This window comes from Gemmatimonadota bacterium (genome assembly GCA_016712265.1).
In the GTDB taxonomy this organism is placed as follows: Bacteria; Gemmatimonadota; Gemmatimonadetes; order Gemmatimonadales; family Gemmatimonadaceae; genus RBC101.
On sequence record JADJRJ010000028.1, the window covers coordinates 608,102 to 629,536 of the forward strand.

General features: G+C 67.5%; 14 protein-coding genes. 12 read left to right on the forward strand and 2 right to left on the reverse strand.

All coding sequences use genetic code 11. The features are described 5' to 3' along the window. Positions 1-57 precede the first annotated feature (57 nt). Positions 58-2,550: a carbohydrate binding family 9 domain-containing protein gene (locus tag IPK85_09560; protein ID MBK8247628.1), complete on the forward strand. Its 2,493-nt coding sequence runs from the start codon at positions 58-60 to the stop codon at positions 2,548-2,550. 226 nt (positions 2,551-2,776) lie between these two features. Next, positions 2,777-3,511 (forward strand): PEP-CTERM sorting domain-containing protein, encoded by a 735-nt coding sequence (locus IPK85_09565; protein MBK8247629.1) that lies wholly within the window; start codon positions 2,777-2,779, stop codon positions 3,509-3,511. Here the strand turns inward: IPK85_09565 and IPK85_09570 are convergent. Beyond that, positions 3,508-4,206: a YdeI/OmpD-associated family protein gene (locus IPK85_09570; protein ID MBK8247630.1), complete on the reverse strand. Its 699-nt coding sequence runs from the start codon at positions 4,204-4,206 to the stop codon at positions 3,508-3,510. The genes IPK85_09565 and IPK85_09570 overlap by 4 nt on opposite strands. A gap of 60 nt (positions 4,207-4,266) precedes the next feature. Here IPK85_09570 and IPK85_09575 point away from each other — a divergent pair, with 60 nt between their 5' ends. From IPK85_09575 to IPK85_09600, 6 genes are all read left to right on the forward strand, one after another. Continuing rightward, entirely contained in the window at positions 4,267-5,334 is a 1,068-nt protein-coding gene (locus IPK85_09575) for a membrane dipeptidase (GenBank protein ID MBK8247631.1), read from the forward strand. 112 nt (positions 5,335-5,446) lie between these two features. Next, positions 5,447-6,703, forward strand: coding sequence for a peptidoglycan DD-metalloendopeptidase family protein (locus tag IPK85_09580; protein ID MBK8247632.1), 1,257 nt, complete (start codon positions 5,447-5,449; stop codon positions 6,701-6,703). After that, the gene (locus IPK85_09585; protein ID MBK8247633.1) at positions 6,700-8,133 is read left to right on the forward strand and encodes an alpha-L-fucosidase; all 1,434 of its coding nucleotides are present in this window, start codon (positions 6,700-6,702) and stop codon (positions 8,131-8,133) included. Before IPK85_09580 ends, IPK85_09585 begins: the two co-directional genes overlap by 4 nt. A 104-nt stretch (positions 8,134-8,237) precedes the next feature. Continuing rightward, on the forward strand, positions 8,238-10,667 hold the full coding sequence (locus tag IPK85_09590; GenBank protein MBK8247634.1) for a choice-of-anchor B family protein: 2,430 nt from the start codon (positions 8,238-8,240) through the stop codon (positions 10,665-10,667). Next, entirely contained in the window at positions 10,667-11,746 is a 1,080-nt protein-coding gene (locus IPK85_09595; GenBank protein ID MBK8247635.1) for a hypothetical protein, read from the forward strand. Before IPK85_09590 ends, IPK85_09595 begins: the two co-directional genes overlap by 1 nt. Next, a complete protein-coding gene (locus IPK85_09600; protein ID MBK8247636.1) occupies positions 11,743-13,629 on the forward strand; it encodes a VCBS repeat-containing protein in 1,887 nt (628 codons plus the stop codon). The genes IPK85_09595 and IPK85_09600 overlap by 4 nt, the downstream gene beginning before the upstream one ends. Positions 13,630-13,664: 35 nt before the next feature. Here the strand turns inward: IPK85_09600 and IPK85_09605 are convergent, their stop codons facing one another. Further along, complete coding sequence (locus IPK85_09605) at positions 13,665-16,292, reverse strand: hypothetical protein (GenBank protein MBK8247637.1); 2,628 nt, start codon at positions 16,290-16,292, stop codon at positions 13,665-13,667. A gap of 176 nt (positions 16,293-16,468) precedes the next feature. Between IPK85_09605 and IPK85_09610 the strand changes: the two genes are divergently transcribed. From IPK85_09610 to IPK85_09625, 4 genes are all read left to right on the forward strand, one after another. Beyond that, positions 16,469-17,254, forward strand: coding sequence for a DUF5602 domain-containing protein (locus tag IPK85_09610; GenBank protein MBK8247638.1), 786 nt, complete (start codon positions 16,469-16,471; stop codon positions 17,252-17,254). 316 nt (positions 17,255-17,570) lie between these two features. Continuing rightward, a complete protein-coding gene (locus IPK85_09615; GenBank protein ID MBK8247639.1) occupies positions 17,571-18,317 on the forward strand; it encodes a hypothetical protein in 747 nt (248 codons plus the stop codon). 173 nt (positions 18,318-18,490) lie between these two features. Next, complete coding sequence (locus tag IPK85_09620; GenBank protein MBK8247640.1) at positions 18,491-20,476, forward strand: serine hydrolase; 1,986 nt, start codon at positions 18,491-18,493, stop codon at positions 20,474-20,476. Positions 20,477-20,591: 115 nt separating this feature from the next. Next, a complete protein-coding gene (locus IPK85_09625) occupies positions 20,592-21,356 on the forward strand; it encodes a DUF4159 domain-containing protein (GenBank protein ID MBK8247641.1) in 765 nt (254 codons plus the stop codon). The last annotated feature ends 79 nt before the right edge of the window (positions 21,357-21,435 follow it).

Consider the following 21,435-nt stretch of genomic DNA (forward strand, 5'->3'; position numbering starts at 1 on the left):
CGAACAAAGCAGGGGAGCAATCCGTAGAGGCTCTCGTTGCCCCTTCTACTCCCCTGCGTGATGCATCGCCTGGTTGCCCTCTGTGCCCTCGTCGCTCCCCTCGGTGCGGCGGCGCAATCGCGTGAGACGGACACGCGTGCGCGCGTGATCCGGACCGCGCTGCCGGTGGTGATCGACGGGCGCGACGCGGATCCCGTGTGGGCGCAGGCGCCACGCGTCGACCAGTTCCGCCAGTTCGCCCCCGCAGAGGACGGGGTGCCGACCTTTCGCACGGAGGTGCGCGCGGCCTACGACGACCGTCGACTGTACGTGTTTGTCCGTGCGTTCGACCCCCATCCGGACAGCTTGCTCAGTCTCCTGAGTCGCCGGGATGTGCGCACCAACTCCGACCAGCTCAAGATCATCATCGACGGTTACCATGACCGTCGGACGGGGATCGAGCTGATGGTGAATCCGGCGGGGGTCAAGCGTGATGGCGCGATCTATGGCGACATTATCGAGGACATGACATGGGACGGCATCTGGGATGTGGGGGTGTTGATCGACTCGCTCGGTTGGACCGCGGAGTTTGCCGTGCCGTTCAGCCAGGTGCGCTTTAACGCCGGGGCGTCGGACTTTGGCTTTGGCGTCTGGCGGGACATCGCACGGCTGAATGAACGCGTCTCCTGGCCGACCTACCGCACCTCGGTCCAGACGTTGGCGTCGCAGCTGGGCACGCTCGAGGGGTTTTCGGGGCTGACACGCGCGAGTCGCCTCGAACTGCTGCCGTATTCAGTCACCAAGAACGTGACCGAAGTCGCGCCCAAGGGGTGGAACCACCCGCAACAACTTGCAGGCGGCCTCGACGTGAAGTACGGGCTGACCTCCAACATGACGGTGGATGCGACGGTGAACCCGGACTTTGGCCAGGTGGAAGCGGATCCGGCGATCCTCAACCTCACGGCATTCGAGGTGCGGTTTGAGGAGCGTCGGCCGTTCTTCCAGGAAGGGGGCGGCCTGTTCCGATGTGGTGGGCCGTGTGAGGGGATCTTCTACACCCGACGCATCGGGCGCACGCCCCAACTGCGAAGTGCTCCTGGCGACCCGGTAGCCACAACCATCCTGGGGGCAGGCAAGGTGACCGGGCGACTCAAGAACGGGTTGTCGCTGGGGCTTGTAGAGGCCGTCACTCGGCGCGAAGTAGGGGTAGGTGGGCAGACCATCGAGCCGCGCACCAACTACCTGGTCGCCCGTGCGGTGAAGGAATTGCGCCAGGGGCGTTCGTCCTTCGGCATGATGGCGACGGCGGTCAACCGGGACCTGGACGCGGAGACCGCCCCCTTCCTGCGGCGCGATGCCTTCACCGTGGTGGCCCAGGGGTTCCATCGGTTTGCCCGAGAGACGTGGGAGGTGATGGGGTACACCGGGCAGAACCTGGTGCGTGGGAGTGCGGAGGCGATCGCGCGCACGCAGCTGAGCTCGGTCCACTACTACCAGCGCCCGGACCATGAAGCGCGTTTTGATGCGACGCGTACGTCGCTGGGCGGTGGGGTGATCGGCGGGAGCCTGTCGAAGCTCCGCGGGCAGGTGCGCTACAGCAACTTTGTGCGCGCGGCCGGTCCGGGGCTGGAGCTGAACGACCTGGGTTTTGTGCCGTTGGTGAACGATGTCTCGATCCGGCAGACGGTGTCGTTCCAGGGGCTGCGTCCCACGCGGTTCTACCGGCGAACCTTCAACTCGCTCTCGAGTGAACAGCATTGGACCACTGGGGGGCTCCCCGCCGGCTCCAACGTGACGCTGCACACGTCGGCCGAGTTTCCGAACTTCTGGGGCGGAGCGTTTACCTACCGGTCGGTGGACGTGGGTGCGTCGCACTGCATGTCGTGTGCGCGCGGCGGGCCGGCGGTGCGCCAGTCGGCCAAGCACGACTTCTCGATCAACATCCAGGGTGATCCCCGCCCGGCCTTCGTGCCGTCGCTCGACATCGGGTTCGGGGCGGGAGACGACCGCAACTCCTACGGGATTGGCGTGGGACTCAACCTGGAGATGCGCGTGGCCAGCAACTTGTCGCTGAGCGTGGGGCCCAACTACGTGCACCGCAACGACGACCAGCAATGGGTGACGAATGCTGGCGCGACGTTCAGTGACACTACGCACTACACGTTTGCTCACCTGCGGCAGCGCACGCTGGCCGTCACCACGCGGGCGAACTGGACCCTGTCGCCCACCCTCTCGTTCCAGTTCTACGGGCAGCCGTTCATCAGCACGGGGGCGTTCACCGACTGGCGGGAGTTGGCGGACCCGCGCGCGCGCGACTACGCGGCGCGCTTCCGGCCGTACGGTGCCGGCGCGAATCCGTCGGGGTTCAACGTCAAGCAGTTCAACAGCAACGCGGTGGTCCGGTGGGAGTATCGGCCCGGATCGGCGTTGTTCGTCGTTTGGCAGCAAGGGCGCTCCCAGGGGGACCGCAACCTCGGCACGTTTGACTGGTCGCGCGACGTGCGCGACCTCTTCCGCGCCCATCCGGACAACACGCTGCTGCTCAAGGCGAGCTGGTGGCTGAACCCATAGGCGGCACGATATGCCGGGCGGGTGCCGCAGCCTCGCCGCACGGGTCGGTGGTCGAGTGCCACGGTGCATCGGACATGTGCGTGTGACCCAGGTCGCAAACGGCGTCCCCCTGTGCGACGGGTCACGACAACAACAGGGCTGATGCACCTGCCCGATTCCTGCGTTAGACGGGCCGCAGACGCGACAAGCGTCCAAGCGCCCCAGACCCAATTCGCAGGAGGAGTGAATGACCGGCAAGATCTCCCGAACCGCCATGGTGCTCGCAGGACTCGCGGCCGCGCTGGCGACCCCGGCTCGTAGCGAGGCCCAGGCGTGTACTGCCGGGCCGTTGAGCGCCTACCTCGCCTCCGCCGGGCTGGGCTGCACCTTTGGAGGGGTGCGCATGAACCAGTTCAGCAGCACGGCCTTCGCCGGCTCTGCCTCCAACATCTCCGTGAATCCGTTCACGATGCAGGGGCCCCCGGGATACACCTGGGTGGGCTTCTCGATCCGCTTCGGGTCCGGCCTTTCGTTCCAGAAGGAAGCGCCGCTGGATTTCGCCTTCATGTCGAACGGCGCCCCGCTGTACGGGCTCCTCGCCAACCAGAACCTGGTCGGTGCCCCGACCTATGCGTCGACGCTGCGCGGTCGGCTCACCGGTGACGGCGGGACCTACCGTGGGTTTGATCGCATCAACGCGTCGCTGGCCCGGACGCTCCAAGCCTGCGGGAAGCTCGGCAGCAACCCGATCCAGTGCCAACAGGGTACCTCCGAATGGTCCGGCGCCATGCTGCCCGACGGCGACAACAGCTACAACGTCGACGCCACCAGCTGGGTCGGTCAGCAGGGCGTGCCGTACGACTACACGATCGCCGTCCTCGCCGACCAGTCCACGGTTGCGCCGGAGCCGGCCACGATTCTCCTGCTCTCGACCGGACTCGGTGGTGTGGGTGCGATGGTCCGTCGCCGGAAGCGCGCCTAGCGAGGACGTGCTTTCGTAGTGGGGTGTGGGGGAGCGGCGGGCCGCGGGGAGCGGCCCGTCGCTTTTTCTTGCCCTGCGCGCGTCGTGTCTCGCGCCGCCCCCGGAGTTCCGGCGAGGTATCCCGGCATGGGCTGGCCGGCCGCGGAGGAGCTGATGAGGGTCGCGAGTCGACGCGCCCGGGTCGCCTCCTGCTTGGCGCTGACCACCCAATGGACGGCCAGTCGCTGGTAGCCAGCGACCCGTGACGAGAACCAGGCCCACGCCGCCGCATCCTTCCGGAACGCCCGCTCCATCGCCTGCGGCAGGCGTTGCGGTGTCCTTTCAAAGGAATACTGGTCTGGCGGCACCGCGTCGCGTCGTTCCCATGCTGCCAGTCCGGCGGGCGTCATGCGACCCGCGGCCAGGAGCAGTTCGACCTTGGCCCGATTTACGCGGCTCCAGTAGCTCTTCGGCCGGCGCGGGGTGAATCGCACGGAGAACGACGCCGCGTCCACCGCGCGGCGCACGCCATCGATCCACCCGTGGCACAGCGCTTCGTCGAGGGCCTCAGCGTACGTGATGCCTCCGCGGCCAGAGTCCTTCTTGTAGAAACCGACAATCAGCTCCGATTTTTCGGAATGATGGGTCGCCAGCCAGGTGCGAAAGGCTCCCGCCGTTGGGAAATGGGTAGGTCCGGGCACCTTGGGAGCGGTCATGGGGCAATTCCGGGTATCATGTCGTCCAGGCAGATTCCACCGACCTCAGCCACCTCGCCCATGCACCGACGAACCTTCGTCTCGCACACGGCCCTCCTGGGAGCCACCGCCGCCTTGCGTCCCTCGCTGGCAACCGCCCAGCCCGGGCAGCGGCCGCTCATCATGGACGCGATGGGTGAACTGCGCAACGAGTACGACGATGCCCTCATCCGGGACATGCTCGCGACCGGGATGCGGGCCATCACGGTCACCTTGTGCGATCCCAAGCCGATCGGTGCTGAGGGGCTCGAGCTGGCGATCGATGGGGTGGTGGAATACGACCGAATGATCGCCGGACGCTCGGCCTTCTTCCTCAAGGCGACGTCGGTCCGGCAGATCGACGAGGCTCGTCGTCAGGGGAAGATGGCGGTCTTCTACCTCTTCCAGAACTCGGATCAGTTTGGCGCTCACCTGGATCGCGTGGACGTCTTCTACCGGCTGGGAGTGCGGAGTTCGCAGATCACCTACAACGAGCGCAACCGCGCGGGCACCGGGTGCCGAGCGGGCGAGGAGGGCGGGCTGACGCCATTCGGGCGCGACCTGGTGGAGAAGATGAACGCGGTCGGCATGCTGGTGGACCTCTCACACGCAAACCAGCGGACGATGGCGGACACGGCCGCGGCCTCGCGCAAGCCGGTGATCATCTCGCACACGGCGTGCATGGCGGTGCACCAGAACATCCGGAACAGCACCGATGAGGTGATCCGTGCGGTGGCAAAGGGTGGAGGGGTCATCGGTGTTTGCCAGATGCGGCCGTTCCTCACCAGGAAGAAAGAGGACAACCTGCACGCCTACTTTGACCACATCGACCACGCGGTGAAGGTTGCCGGCATAGAGCATGTGGGCATTGGGAGCGATCGCGACCACCGCGTGATCACCTTGACGCCCGAGTACCTCGCGGAACTCAAGAAGGAGGAAGGATCGCAAGTGGTGGACAGCGACCTGCCGTACTTCATTAATGAGCTGAACGGTCCCCGCCGCATGGAGGTAGTGCGCCGCGGCCTGGAACAGCGGAAGTATCGCGCGGCCGACATCGACCGGATCATGGGGGGGAATGTGTACCGGGTGTACCGGGAGGTGGTGGGGTGACGGGTGCGGACGGCGTGAGCCGTCGGCGGGTGTCAACAACCGCCACGGCGCGGTACGAGCAGCACGAGGAGCACGAGCAGCACGGGCAGCACGAGCGGTACGGGCGGCACGGGTGGCACGGGTGCTGAGCGGCTCGCGCGTGTGGCGTCTCGGCCTCGGCGCGGCGTGCGTCTTTCTCGCGGCGTGCGACGGGGACGCGTGGCGCGGGCGGGTGCGAGTGCTCACGCCGCATGAGCAATATGCGGCCTCATTGCACGCGGCCGGGCTGGACTCGACCGCGTTAGGCAGGGAATGGCTGGCGGCCAGCGATAGCGCGTTGCGTGCCCCGATTCCCATGCCGCTGCCGGCGCGCGAGGCGGGGTACTTCACGCGCGCCGAGGCGCGGGCGGTGGCGTATCAGCTGCGCCTGGGCCGGGGCCGTCGATTGGAGGTCTCATTCGACCAGGTGGAGGGGCTCGCGACGCGGGTGTTTGTGGACCTCTTTCGCGTGACCGCGGATACCGTGCTGCCCCTCGCCCACGTGGGCACGGCGCGTGCCGATTCCACGGGACGGCTCGTGCTGCGCGAAGACGTGGAAGATTCCACGACCTTCCTCCTCCGCGTCCAGCCAGAGTTGCTGCGCGAAGGTCGCTACGAGCTGGTCGTGCGCGCGGAACCGATCCTCGTCTTCCCGGTGGCCGGCCACGGCAATCGCGCAGTGCAGAGCTTCTGGGGAATGGAACGTGATGGCGGGCGCCGACAACATGAGGGGATCGACATCTTCGCCAAGCGCGGGACTCCCGTCGTGGCCAGCGTGGACGGGATGATCCGCTCCACGCGGCCAAACAACCTGGGTGGCAAGGTCGTGTGGCTGTCTGACCCGGTGCGCCGCCAGAGCCTCTACTACGCGCACCTCGACTCGGTCGCCGTCCTGGAAGGGGATGGCGTGCGCCGCGGCGACACCCTCGGCTTCGTCGGCAATACAGGAAATGCGAAAACGACGCGCCCGCACCTGCACTTCGGGATCTACCGACGCGGATCGGGGGCGATGGACCCCTTTCCGTGGGTGCGCTTGCCGGTGAGCGATGCCGTGGCGGTCGCGGCCGATACGACGCGCCTCGGCGCCGTGCTCGCGTCGGGCAGCCCGGCCCCCACCCTGCGTCGCTGGGCGGCGTATGGCGCCGACAGCGTGCGGACCCTCCCGGTGGGCACCCCGGTGCAGGTCGTGGGTGCACAGGGGAGTTGGTACCGCGTCCAACTCGCCACGGGTGAGGTGGGGTACGTCACGCCGCGCGCCCTCGGCCGACAGGTCGCCGCCGGGCACCCACGGGACGCCGTGTTGGCGGCGACCCCACTGGCCACGGACGCTCGGGCGACGCCTACCCCATGAAACGACGCGGCTTCGTCGCAGCGTTAGGCGCCGGCGTGTTGACCCGCCGCGTCCCGCTCCCGAACGCGGCGGGTCGCCCCGTACCAACGCCTGCGCAGCTCCGCTGGCAGCGAGAGGAGCTGTCCGCCTTCGTGCACTTTGGCGTCAATACCTACACCGATCGGGAATGGGGGGATGGCACCGAGGATCCGCGCCTCTTCCGGCCCGATGGCTTTGACGCCGACGTCCTGGTCCGACAGGCGGTGAGCGCTGGTGTTCGGTCGTTGGTCATCACGGCGAAACACCATGACGGCTTCTGTCTCTGGCCGACCGCCCTGACGCGCCACTCCGTGGCGTCGAGCCCTTGGCGCGACGGGCAAGGCGACGTCGTCGGCGACCTCGCGCGCGCCTGTCGCGCGCAGGGGATCGGGTTCGGTGTGTACCTCTCGCCGTGGGACCGTCACGATCCGTCGTACGGTGATTCCCCCCGGTACATGGACCTCTACATCGCGCAGTTGGAGGAGTTGCTGACGCGGTATGGCCGACTCGTCGAGGTCTGGTTCGACGGCGCGAACGGGGAAGGCCCCAACGGCCGGCGGCAGGTGTACGACTGGGGGCGCATCCACGGGACCGTGCGGCGGCTGCAACCGGACGCAGTGATGTTCTCCGACGCCGGCCCTGACGTACGCTGGATCGGGAACGAGCGCGGGGTCGCGGGCGAAACGTGCTGGAGCACCATCGACCCGGCCGTGGTGCCGTTCGCGGGGTTCGATGCCCCGTGGGTGGGCGACGTGCTGCAGCAGGGACATCGCGATGGGGCGGCGTGGCGACCGGGCGAGACCGACGTCTCGATTCGGCCGGGGTGGTTCTACCACGCGTCGCAGGACGCGCAGGTGCGCTCGGTCGACAACCTCCTGCAGCTCTACTTCACGTCCGTGGGTCGCAACAGCAAGTTGCTGCTCAACGTTCCGCCGACGCGCGACGGGACCTGGCACGCGAACGACCTGCGCGCCCTCGACGGGTTCGCCGTGCGGCGCCGGGCGATCTTCACGCGCGACCTGGCTATTGGCGCCAGCGTCAAGTCGGCGTCGGCCCTCCCAGGTCGAGGGGCGGCCCGGGTCGTGGATGGTTCACCCGATTCCTGGTGGGAAGCGTCGGGCACCGGCGACACGGCAACCCTTGAGCTGACCCTTCCACGTCCGGAAACGGCGACGGTCGTGCGCCTCGCCGAGCCCATTGCCACCGGGCAGCTGATCGAGCGCTTCGAGGTCGAGGCGCTGGATGCGGCCGGTGACGCCTGGTGGCAGGTCGCGTCGGGCACCACGATCGGGTATGCACGACTGGCGCGGTTCGACGCGCGCCGCGTGCAGCGCCTTCGGGTGCGGCTCTGGTCATCGTTAGGTGCGGCCCGACTCTCACAGGTGTCGCTGTACCACGACCCGCCGACCTGACGCCGTGCGCGCCCGTTGGCTTGCGGCCTGGCCGCGCGGGCACCCTTAGCGGTCCGGTCGGATGGCGCGTAGTTTTGGGGACTTCCCACTCCCTGAGGTAGTCGATGTACGTCGGCCCACTCCTGCTGGCTCTCGTTGCGGCCAGCGATACCACCACTGCTGACTCTACACGGCACACGGCGACCGAACCGGAGAGCCGTCTGGTCGCGTTCGGGACCGCGGTCACCCTGACCGGCACCCGGGCGTTCGTCGGTGAGCCCCGCGGAGCGACCCCGGGGAGCGTCCACGTCTACCAGCGGACCGGTGCGACCTGGCGCGTGGCCGGCAAGGTCGCGGCGCCCAACGGCACCGCGAACGACGGCTTCGGTGCCAGCGTTGCCGCCGATGGCAACCACCTGCTCGTGGGCCGACTCGGACTCCCGAATGCCGCCGACAGTGGTCGCGGGGCGGTCGAAGCCTTTCGACGCGAGGCCAACGGCGCATGGACCCATGTCGGGACGATCACCACATCGGTGCGTGCGCGCGCCGGATTCGGGGCGGCGATCGTCGTTCGCGGTGACCGCGCCATGATCGGCGCGCCCGGCGAAGGGGGCGGCGTCGTGTACGAGTACCGCTATGCCAACGGCGCCTGGAGCGCCGCGGGGACCATCAAGCCTGACTCGCAGGGAGTCGCCGATCGCTTTGGACAGGCGATTGCGATGGACGCCGATCATCTGGTGGTTGGCGCGCCGGGCCGAAGCACCAGCCGTGGCGCCGTCTACGTGTACCGACCGGCCGATGGCGGATGGACCCAGAATGCGATGGTGATCTCCGCTCGCGGGGCGGACAACGCCCGCCTGGGATCGAGCCTCCTGCTGAGTGGCAAGCGCATTGTTGCCGGCGCACCGGGCGCGCTGCTTCTTCCGGGACAAGGCGGGGGCAGCGTGGGGCTCGCCGCCGTGTTCGAGTACAGCGACATCGCCGAGATCTGGCGCGAACGCCGCAACTTCACGCCGTACGACTACTCGGGTGCGCGCTTTGGAACGAGCCTCGGCGCCTCGGGGAACGAACTGTGGGTCGGCGCTCCCGGGGCGGAACGGGGGACCGGGCGCATCTATACAATGCGACAGGACCGGGAAGGGAATTGGCTCGCGATGCAAGCGCTGGACGTGCCCGGCGTGGAGCCTGGGGCGACGTTCGCGAGTTCGTTCGCGATGTCAGGGGACCACGCAGTGGTCGGGATGCCAAGCGATGGGGGCGGCGAGGGAACGGTGATGTTCCTCGGCAGGACCCCGGCTGGCAGCTGGGCGGTGCGCGGGACGTTCTATCCCACCTCGACCAACAAGACCTTTGCCGCTGTGAAGGGCAAGGAGCAGGACTGCAGTGACGCGGGCAAGGTGGGCGAGTTCGAGTGCGGAAGCACGGCGCTTTCCTCGTTCCTGCCGATCACGGCCATCGGCGGCAAGCGCGGGACGCGCATGAATGACAACTGGGGGTGGACCGATCCGGTGACGGGAGCGGAGATCGCGATCCTTGGCCGGACCGACGGCAGCTCCTTTGTCGACGTGAGCAATCCCGCGAACCCACGCTACCTCGGCGACCTCCCCAAGACGAAGGGGTCGCCGCCAGCGGCCTGGCGTGACATGAAGATCTACAAGGATCATGTCTTTATCGTGGCGGACAACGCCGGCGAACATGGGATGCAGGTGTTTGACCTCACGCGACTGCGGAACGTACGCACGCCGCAGGTCTTCACCCCGGACGTGACGTACGACCGGATCAACAGTGCGCACAACATTGTCTCGAATGAGGAGACGGGTTTCATGTACACCGTGGGGACGTCCGGTGGCGGGGAGACCTGCGGCGGAGGGTATCACATGATTGACGTGCGGACGCCCAAGAAGCCCAAGTTCGCGGGGTGTTTCGGCGATCCGCGGACCGGTCGCGCGGGAACGGGGTACTCTCACGACGCGCAGTGCGTGACCTATCGTGGACCCGACACGCGTTACACCGGCAAGGAGATTTGCGTGGGCAGTAACGAGACGGCCATTTCCATCGCCGACCTGTCCGACAAGAAGAACCCGGTGGCGATCTCGCGGGCGTCGTATCCCAACGTGGCCTATGCTCACCAGGCGTGGTTGACGGACGACCACAAGTACCTGTACCTCAACGATGAAGGCGACGAGTCGCAGGGGCAGGGCGAGGCCGGCAAGGGGACGCGCACCCTCGTGTGGGACCTGACCGACCTGAGCGATCCCATCCTCGTGAAGGAGCACGTCGGGACCTCGCGGGCGATTGATCACAACCTGTACGTGAAGGGCGACCGCATGTACCAGGCGAACTACACCTCCGGGTTGCGCATCCTGGACATCAGCGATCCAAAGAACCCCAGGGAGGTTGGCTTCATGGACACGCATCCGGGTGACGATGGGACGCCGAGCTTCAATGGGGCGTGGAGTGTGTACCCGTACTTCAAGAGCGGGACGATCATCGTCACGAGCATTGGGGAAGGAGTGTTCTTCGTGAAGGACAAATCACGGAAGACGGTGCAGTGATGTTCGATCGACGACTCCCGGTCGGCCTGGTGCTCCTGCTGGCCGGGGTTGGAGCGGTGGCCCAGGCGCCAGGCGCCCGCAAGCTGTTCGTCACGAACCAGGGCGGCGCGACGATCACGGTGCTTGATGAGCGCACCGCGAAGGTCGATACCGTCCTGGACCTGCGACGACTCGGCTTCAGCGACAATGCCAAACCCCACCACGTCGTGGTGGAGCCGGACGGGAGTTTCTGGTACGTGTCGCTGATTGGCGATGGACGGGTGCTGAAGTTCGACCGGTCGCATCGCCTGGTGGGCCAGGTACGGATGGAAACCCCCGGGTTGCTGGCCCTGGATCCGGCCCATGACTCGTTGTACGTCGGGCGCTCGATGACCGCGGTCAACCCGCCAAAATCGTTAGGCGTGATCATGCGCTCGTCGTTCACCCTGGTCGAGGAGCAGGAGATCCTCGTGGCGCGGCCGCATGCGCTCGCGGTGTCGGCGGACGGGAAGTGGGTGCACACGGCGTCCCTGGCCGAGAACCGGATTGCGTCCGTGGAGACGGCGACCGGTCGGGTGACGCTCACCAGCATCCCTGGTGCGGCGCGGTCGCTGGTGATGTTTGCGATCTCTCCTGACGGGCGCACCATGGTGGCGGGGGCGGAGCTTGCGAACTCGCTGTTCGTCTTTGACCTCACGCGGCCCCCCCCACTGGTACCGGTGCGTGAGATCCCGGTCGACGGGAAGCCCTGGGAGGCGCGATTCGCTCCGGATAACAAGACGGTCTACCTCACCCTGCTGCTGAAGAACGGTGTGGCGGTGGTAGACGCCCAGGCCGGCAAGGTCAGTCGCGTGCTCACCGGTTCAATCGCTCAGCCCTACAGCATGGCGTTGGCGAGCGATGGGCGACGCGCCTTTGTGGTGAGCCAGAACACCGGGGCACTGGCCCCCGGCCAGAGTGGCCATGACAAACACGGCATGGCTGGCCACGACGCGAAGGATGGATGGCTTTCCGTGTTGGACTTGCGCAGCGGCAAGGAGACCCGGACGGTGATGCTGGGCCGCGGGCCAACCGGGTTGGGCGCGGCCGGGTTGCGATGAGGCGGGTCTTCGTCGCGCTGGCGCTCGGGTGGGGAACAACCGGCGCGGCGCAGGGAGTCCCGGGGTTCACCCGCGCGGTGAACCCCTTTCCCGTGCAGGACAGCGCGGGACGCCAGATGGCGGCGCCCTTCCTTGGCGGGTTCGACGTGCCGCGGCCCCAGCTGGTGGACATCGACGGCGATGGGGACCAGGACCTGTTTGTCCAGGAGCGCTCCAACGCCGTCATGTTCTTCGAGAACGTGCGGGGAGCGTTTACCTGGCGGACGGATGCATTCCTGGACGTGCCAGTTGGGGAATGGTACCGCTTTGTGGACCTCGATCGCGACGGTCGCGTTGACCTGCTCAGTGAGTCGCCGGTCTCCTACATACGCGCCTGGCGCAATGTGGGCACGCGCGAGGCGGCGAAGTTCGTGATCGCGGTGGACACCCTCCGCGACAGCGACGGCGCCCCGATCCCGGCGGATCGACAGAACATCCTGAACGCGGTCGACATCGACTGCAACGGACGATTGGACCTGTTTCTTGGCCGCGTCGCGGGGACGGTGGATCGCTTCGAGGCGGTGCCGGGCAGCGAGTCCAACGGGGTCCCGCGGTTCGGGCTGCACACCGAGCGATGGGAGGGGATCGAGGTGCTTGGCCCGGTGCCTGGGCAACCGGGGCCGAGCCGGATCGAACTCACCGGAACGCGCCACGGCGCCAACACGCTCGGTTTTGGTGACATCGATGGCGACGGCGACATCGACCTGTTCTGGGGGGACTACTTCGAACGCGGGCTGCTCGTGTTCGAGAATCGCGGAAGTGGATGCGGTACGCCCAACATGCGCGAGGGCTACCGCCGTTTTCCCGATAGCACGACGGCCCTCACCAGCGGGTACAACGCTCCAACGACGGGGGACATCGACGGGGATGGCCTGCTGGATGTCGTCATGGGGGTGATTGGTGGTTCGTATTCCCCTCGGACCACCGCGGTGAACAATCTCTACCTCATCCAGCAACGGGCGCGCGGACGCTTCGAGGTCGCCTCCAAGCGACTCGTGCCGACGCTGGATGTAGGGAGTGAAGCGACGCCCGTGCTCGGCGACGTGGATGGTGACGGGGACCTTGACCTATTGGTTGGGAACAAGATCTCCCCGGAGTCGGAGTCCACGGCGACGGTGACCTGGTTCGAGAATACCGGCACGCCGAAGGCCCCCATGTATCGCGATCGCGGGCTGCTGCCGATCCGCGGGGAATTTCACTACGCGCCGTCGGTCGCGGACCTCGACGGCGATGGGCGGATGGACCTGGTGATGGGGACCTGGCGCGACCGCGTGCAGTGGTGGCGAAACGTCGCGACGGCCGGAGCGCCGCGATACGAGTTGGCGGATAGCGCGCTCGTGGTCCTCACGCGTGGAAGCAACACGACGCCGGCCCTCGCCGACCTGGATGGGGACGGCGACCTCGACATGATCGTGGGGGAGGCGTCCGGGCAGCTCAACTTCTATCGGAATGCCGGGACGCGCGCCGTGCCGCGATTCGAGCTGGTGAGCGACACCTGGCTCGGGATCGATGTGGGGCGTCGCAGCACCCCCGTCCTGTACGACGTGGACGGTGACGGGGCTTCGGACCTGGTGCTCGGCAGCGAGGATGGCGGCGTGCAGTGGTGGAGGAACACATCGGCCGGTGGTGCGGTGAGCTTTGGCCCGGCCGCGGTGCTCGAGCCGGCGACCGATCTGTACTCGGCGCCCGCGCTTGGTGACGTGGACGGCGATGGTGTGCTGGACCTGGTGGTGGGAGGACAGTCCGGCGGACTTCGCTGGTTCGCAGGCCAACGCAGGCGTGCCCCCGGATCCGAGACGCCAGGGGGCCCGCCGGTTCGAGCACCCGGCAGCCGTCAGGAGTAGAGTCGCGGCCGGAGTGTCAGGTCGCGACGGGCTCGTCAGCCGCGCGGCACCATCCACCGGCGCATGGTCTCCGAGGTGCGCAACCTCGCCAGCGACGGATCGACATGGAAGTTCAGCACGTCCAACGGATGCGCTCCGTGCGGAAGGGCGCGGAGCATGGCGTCGGCGCGGCTGGAATCGCCTAACGCTGCAGCAATCTGTGCGCGGTAGAGCACCGGAAGCCCTGCGGGAAAACGCGGCGGCTGGGCCGCGAGCCAGCGGTCCGCTCGCCGGGCAGCGTCCGCGTCTCCCGTGGATGCGGCAACCAGCCCGAGCGATCCGTGTGCATGGATGGAGGTGCTATCACGCGCAACGAGGGCGGCGGCGATCGATTTCGCCTCCTCGCCGCGTCCGAGCCACTCCAGCACTCGCGTGTAGAGAATGGTCGACCCCACGGTTGCTGACTCCGTCTCGCGTATCGCGGCGAACCAGTGAGCGGATCCCCCCATGACGCGTCGCGCGTGTGCACTGTCGCCGTGGGCCGCGAGCTCCAGGGCGACCTGATACATGACCCAGCCCGGTGTGCCAATCTCCAGCGGAGGCAACAGCCCGGTCAGGCCCATCACGAGTGATGGATTGGGAGAGAGACTGGTAATACTCTCCATGAGCGCCGTGGCACTGTCGCCGCGACCGAGGGCGGCCAGCGCCCGGGCCCGGATGTACGTCGTCGCCAGGGGGTCGACGCCCGCCGCCGCCATCTGGTCGGCCACCGCTCGCTCCGCCGCGTAGTCGTGCAGCAGGTGGTGGTTCGCGGCGAGTTCTCGCCAGAAGTACGCGCGGCCGGCCTGCGGGAGCCATCCGAGGTCACGGGCGGGGACGATGTCGGCGAGCAACGCCAGGGCCTCACCCGGGCGGTTGAGCTGGCGATAGCCGGTCGACAGTACCGTGGCGACGAAGCGCGAGCCTCGCAGCAGCGCCAGGCGCTCGCGCAACAACCGGTTGTGTCCCTCCCAATTCTTGTCGCAGCGTTCGCGGCTCACTTGCACGGTGATCCAGTCCACATCGTTCGGCGACGGACGGCGTGCGCGATACGCCTCCAGGACGCTGTCGACCAGGGCGCATCGGCCAGTCCCCGCCGCCACCGTACTCACGAACGCCAGCGCCGCCACGAAGTTGGTGTCCAGGGCCACGGCGCGGCGGAAGTGCGGGAGCGCCGCTTCCCAATCGCCGCGCCAGTACACCTCCTGCGCCGCAGCAAACTCGGTGTAGGCTTCGTACCGCGGGGGCACCTGCGGCGCCGCGGTTAACTGGCCGAATCTCGGGTCAAGCAACATCGCAATGGCCGAGGCCACTTGGAGCCGGAGTTCTTCAACCGCCGCGAGGGGGCGATCCGCATCACCCTCGACCGGCCGGAGGGCCCGCACCACGCGTCCACTTGCCACGTCGATCAGTTGCACGCTGAAAGCAATGCGCGTGCCGACCTTATAGTAGTTGCCGGCGACCACGAGTCCGGCGCCGTTGGCGCGTGCCAGTGCGCGCGGCTCCATCGCCGCGCCATCGGGGGTACGCCCCGACAGGAAGAGGCCGCCGATGTCGAACACCTCGGCGCCAGGCGTTTGCGCCAGGCCTCGCGTCACCCAATCGGCGCTCATCGCGCCTAACGCATCCAGCGCACGCTCTCCCGTCCGGTTGACAAACACGGCCACGGCCACGCGATTCGCCTGCAGCTCGGCGGGTGGTGGCGAACTCGTGGCGTCGTCGGGACGCGAGCGGAAAAAGGCAACACCGACCGCGACCGCCGCGACCATCAGCCCCCCGATCGCGAACGAGCGGCGGGGCGAACGGGAGCGCCGTGAAGGCTCCGCGACGCCGGCACCACGAGGCCCCGTGTCGTCACTCGCGGGCGCCGCTGGAGGCTGGCCGGGTACACGGCGTACCGGGGGCGCGGCTTCCACCCCGCCGCCTCGGAGCGCCTCGGCGAATCGCACGACCTCGGGATCAGCAGGGACGTCGAGTTCCTGGCGAACCAGGGATTCATGCGCACGGGCGTGCAACAAGGCACCATCCCGATCGCCGGCGGCAACCAGCGCCCGCATGAGGTGCAGCGACGTCGGGGCGTGGAGCGGGTCGGCCGCGTGTCGTGCGCGCCACCAGCGCACCGCGTCGGTCAGGCGCCCTTCTGTGGAGGCGTGGGCCGCCAACCGCTCGAGGGCGTCGCAGAATTCACCCTGCACACGCGCCCGTTCAGCGCTCGCCCATTGGTCGAACTCCGGTGCGGCATCAAGATAGACACCGTCGAGGAATGGACCTCCATACGCCGCGACCGCCGCCGCATCGTCCCCGGAGGCAAGGGCGGCCCGGAAGCGTTCGATGTCGCTCGCAACCGTGCCGGGGCCCAGCCGCAACTCGGCCACTCCCACCACCGCGTTAGCGCCCAACTGCTTGCGCAGCGCGTGCACCATGGTCTTGAGCGCTCCTCGAGCGCGCTCCGTGTGGCTCTCCGGCCACAACAGCAGGAGGAGCCGGTCGCGAGAGACCCCATGTGGCGCAGCCGCCGCGAGAATCGCAAGAAGGGCAAGCGGCTTCCGTTGGTGGGCCACCTCCGGCCCCTGCTCCACGGTTCCCGACTCCGCCTCGCGGGCCAAGGAGAGGCTTCCCAACGTCCTGAGCCCGTACACGCGCATTCCCCTCCAGTTCGCTCCCGCCCGACACGGCCTGACCGAGCGCTGACCCGCACGCTGCAACGGCTGACCAGGGGCCGACCGCCGGCTGACCAGCCGTTCCCAGACTGCGCTCCGGGTGACGACGGTCAATCGGTCCGGCACCCGGGATCAACCAACCTATCAAGGGAGCGCAAACAATGTCAGGAGTCTTTCCCCCGTGGTCGTTGCGCGTGGCTGCGACCTGTGCCGTGGCGGCCGCGATGTTGGGCGCATGTGGCGACGAGACCTCCGCGCCGCGGCGCACCACGTATCGCGGCCCGCAGGTCGCCGTCGGTGCCGGGATGGCGTGGACCGAGGCGGTCTTTGGCAGCTCCGAGGAGCTCGAGGAGCTCAGTGTGGTCTTCGATGAAGGGGCGCTCCGCAACCTTCCCCCCACGCTCCCGAACACCGAGTTCATCATCCCGATGCCCACGCAGGCGCCAACTACCGTGTACAGGCACATCGGTATCAACTGGCAGCCCTCCGGACATCCGCCGTCAATGGTGTACACCGTCCCGCACTTCGATGTGCACTACTACCTGATCTCAATGTCGGAGCGAGACGCCATGACGCCGGCAGATCCGACCTTCGCCGCAAAGGCCGCCAAGGCCCCCCCACCAGGCGAAGCACCGCCCAACTACAGGCAGGATCCAATGGCCATTCCCAGAATGGGGAGCCACTGGGGCGATTCCACCGCGAACGAGCACCACGGATCGCCCTTCACCAGCACCATGATTTACGGGTTTTACGACGGGCGCATGATCTTCATCGAGCCGATGATGTCCAAGGCGTTCCTCGAGTCAAAACCCAATGAGACGAAGGCGCTCAAGATCCCCGCGAAGTATCCGGCTCCGGGGCGCTACCCGACCTCGTATAGCGTCGCCTTCGATCCGACGACGAAGGAGTACCGGGTGAGCCTGCTGGGAATGCAGACGCGGGACTGACCGGTGCGCGTCGGGGCGTGGTCCGGTGAATACGCCAGACCACGCTCGGCGGCGTCTTGGAGCCGTTCGAGCGCAGCACCATGGGGGCCGGATGGTGCGATGCTGGGCGGCCCCCGTGCGGTCCGCCCCACGGAGCGCCATCCCCCCTCGCAATGCCCCCGACGCCGTGGGCGGTTCTTAACGCATGTCGGGGTCAGGCGTCGAATGGAGTGCAGGACCCTGCGGTGGTGGGCACCGCGCCCCCGGTTGCTGCAAGACCCTTAGTGGACGGAGGCTGTTTGCGATGACGGTACCAACCGGTTTCACCTCTTGGCGCATGGCTGCGCCGCTCCTGGTCGCCGCCCTCGGCGCCTGTGCGACCGACGGAGTGAACTCCCCCCAGCTCTCTGCCGCCGCGAACGCGATCGTGAACGCGGATGTGGCCGCTGTGACTGCGGATGGGATTGGTGAGGGCGTCGAATTGATGCGGGGCCCCGGTGGCCAGTTCGCCCTCGGGCTCGCAGCGGATCGCGGCCGTTTCGAGTGCGATAACGTGGCGCGACAGGGGCTCACGGTGACTCGCACCTGCGTCTTCAAGGATGCGGCAGGCAACACCCAGGCGGCGTACGACTCCCTCACCACGGCCTCGGTGCAGGTGAACGCGACGGTCAAGGGCGACCTGACGCGCGGACCGATGAGCATGACCGTGGATCGCACCCGCGAGATGGTCGTGACCGGGCTGGCCGGTCGCGAGACGACCGCGACGTGGAACGGTACCGGCAGCGGCTCGATGACCCGCGTGCGCACCAGTGAGAGCGGCGAGTTGCGCCAGTATGAGATGACGTACACGGTGCGACGCACCAATGTCGTGATTCCGGTTCCGCGGACCGCGACGAGCTGGCCACTGTCGGGGACGGTCACCAAGTCCTTCACGGTGAAGTTCACTGGCGGCCCCAACGACGGAAAAACGGTCACGCGCGAGGTTGTCGTGACCTTCAACGGGACGGCCACCCCGGCCGCGACGATCAACGGCGAGGCCTGGGAGCTGGACCTGTCGGATCGCGGCAAGCGGCGTCGCCCGTAGTCCACAAGGACGGAAGGCGCGTCGGGCTCGGCGGGAATCTCCGCCGGGCCCTTCGTGCGTCTCGTGGGCGCCTGGCGCCCGGCCGGGCGGATCGCCGGGCCGGGCGGTGCCGGTGGCAGCGACCGCGTGGGCTGCGTACGTTCCGTCCCAACCCCACGGCCCCGTACATCGACATGCGACGCCACCTGCTGACCCTTTCCCTTCTTGCCACTGCTGCGCCGCTCGCTGCGCAGGCCCCGCTAGCCGTGGGTCGCGCGGTCCGGGCGACCCACGCACGGGGCGACACCACCCGATACCAGATGGAGGCCGATTCCGGGGTTGTCGTCCGCCTCGAAGTGGACCAGGTCTCGACGAACGTCCTGGTGCGGGTTCTCGGGCCGAAAAAGACCCCGCTACGCGGTGTGAACGCCGCCCCTCGCGGGCCCGAGCGGCTTCAGGTCGAAACCGTCGAGAAGGGGACCCACCAGGTCGAGGTGATTCCCGTTGACTCATCGGCCGGCGACTTCGTGCTCACCCTCGTCGCACGCGAGCCGCTGTCGAGCGACCCGAAGAAACTCGTCGACCAATTGCTCGCGCCGTGGGACCGTCGTGATGGCCCTGGCGCCGCGGTCGCGGTCTGGCGTGGTGGGCGCACGCTCCTCGCCAAGGGGTACGGCATGGCAAACCTGGCCTACGACATCCCCTTCACCGTCACCACGCCTACGAACATCGGCTCCACGTCCAAGCAGTTCACCGGCTTCGCCGTGATGCTGCTCGTCGACGACGGCAAGCTCTCGCTCGATGACGACGTGCGAAAGCACATCCCCGAGCTTCCGGACCTCGGCAGCAAGGTGACGGTGCGGAACCTGATTACCCATACGACCGGGTATCGCGAGATGTACAACGCCATGCTGATTGCGGCGCGCCGGATCGACGAGGGGGACTATGTGGGTCGGGAGGAGATGATCTCCCTCGTCCAGCGCCAGCCGGCGCTGCAGAACGCGCCGGGCGCCGAGTTCAACTACAACAACACAGCGTACGCGTTGGCGGCCATGGTGGTCGAGCGGGTGTCGAAGCAGCCATTCGCCGACTTCATGGCGCAGCGGGTCTTCAAGCCGCTGGGTATGACGCAGTCCATGGTGCGCGCCGACCGACACGCCACGGTGCGTGGTGCGACCGTGGGCTACTCTCGCGCGGCCAACGGTGAGTGGCGGGCCCTCGGGGACCTCGCCGGCTCGATGGGCGCCGGCGCGATCTACACCACCCTCGGCGACCTGCAGCGATGGGCCGAGAACTACCGGAAGCCCGTCGTGGGCAGCGCCGCGGGCATCAAGCAGATGATGACGCCGTTCACGATGACCAACGGCAAGTCGACGGGATACGGCTTCGGATTGTTTGTCGACAAGCAGGGGCCGCTCACGCGCGTGCACCATGGCGGGGCCGATGTCTCGCACCGTTCGATGCTCGCGATGTACCCGGAGATTGATGCGGGGGTGACGGTGCAGAGCAACGATGGCGGCTTTGACTCGGGGATCGCGTTCCGGATTGCCAAGGCGTTTTTCCCCGAGCTCACGCCGCCGAACGCCGTCGCTGCGGCGCCCTTTGATCCGGCGACCTACGATGCGAAGCGCTTCGATCCGTTCGTGGGACGTTACGCGCTCGACGCTGCCCCGAACGTGGTCCTCACGTTCAGGCGGGGCGGAGATTCGCTGATGGCGCAGGTGACCGGCCAGCCGCCGTTTCAGATCTACCCGACCTCGGATTCCACCTTTGCCGTGCGGGTCGTCGCGGCGTCGGTCACCTTCCATCGCGACGCGCAGGCCAAGGTCACCGGGATGACGCTGCACCAGGGTGGCGACAACAAGGCGACGCGCCTCGCGGGGGAAGCGGAGAAGCCCTGGGCCCCGAACGCCGCCGAACTGGCGAAGTACAGCGGGCGGTACTTCAGTGAGGAACTCGAGACGTTCTACGAGATCTCGGTGAAGGACGGCAAGCTCACGGCGACCAATCGTCGCACGGGGACGGGGTCGATGGCGCCGGGGGCGAAGGGGACATTCACTGCGAGCGGCGGGGGCGGTGAGATCACCCTGGTGTTCGAGTACGACAAGAACGGGCAGGTGCTCGCGTTCTATGCGGGCAACGGGCGTTCGCGCGACATTCGGTTCGCCCGGATGCGGTAGGGAACTCGCCCGGTAGCGTCTGTGCGCACCGGGCGTGCGGAGTCGGTGACGGGTGTCGGCATACCGCCCGTCACCGGCCCCTTGCGGGCGCGTGGTCCGCGCCGAGCTTGAGGGGATGGCACAAGCGCGAGGCCGGGCGATCGCACGACGGGTCCTGATAGGGATCGCGGGGGCAGCCCTGCTCCTGCCGCTCGCGCTCGCTGCCCAGCGCTTTCGCGGCGGCGGGCGCGTATACATCGAGCCCAACGTGCCGTATGACGGGCGCTTCACCTTCGCGCGGATCCGGTACGAGGTGTACCGGCGCAGCGGGTGGGAGTTCGATTATCCCACGATGGAGCGCCACCTCATGACCATGATGGAGGAGGTCACGGCGCTCAAGCCTCATCGCACGGGGAGCAACATCCACACGCTGGATGATCCCGAACTGCTCAAGTACCCGATCGCCTACCTCTCGGAGCCTGGTGGATGGTACCCGAATGAGTCCGAGGCTGCGGGGCTCAAGACCTACCTTGAGAAAGGCGGGTTCCTGATCGTCGATGACTTCATGCTGAATGACTGGCAGGTGTTCGATCGGGCGATCCACCTGGCGCTCCCGAACGCCCGTATTGAACGCTTGACCGTCAAGCACCCGATCTACAACTCGTTCTTTGGTGTCGACTCGATCAAGCTGCACCATCCCCAGGCGTCATACCTGGACGCCGAGTTCCTCGGGATCTACGAGGACAACGACCCGACCAAGCGCCTGATGGTGGTGATCAACTACAACACCGATATCGGCGACTTCATGGAGCACTCGGACGAGGACTTCTGGCCGGTGAACACGACGAACGACGCGTACAAGCTGGCGATCAATTACCTGATATACGGGATGACGCACTAAGAGCCAACAGCAAGGGCGCAGCACGGGCAGTACGAGGAGCACGGGCGGCACGAGGGGCACGCGGTTCCTGAGTCCGGGG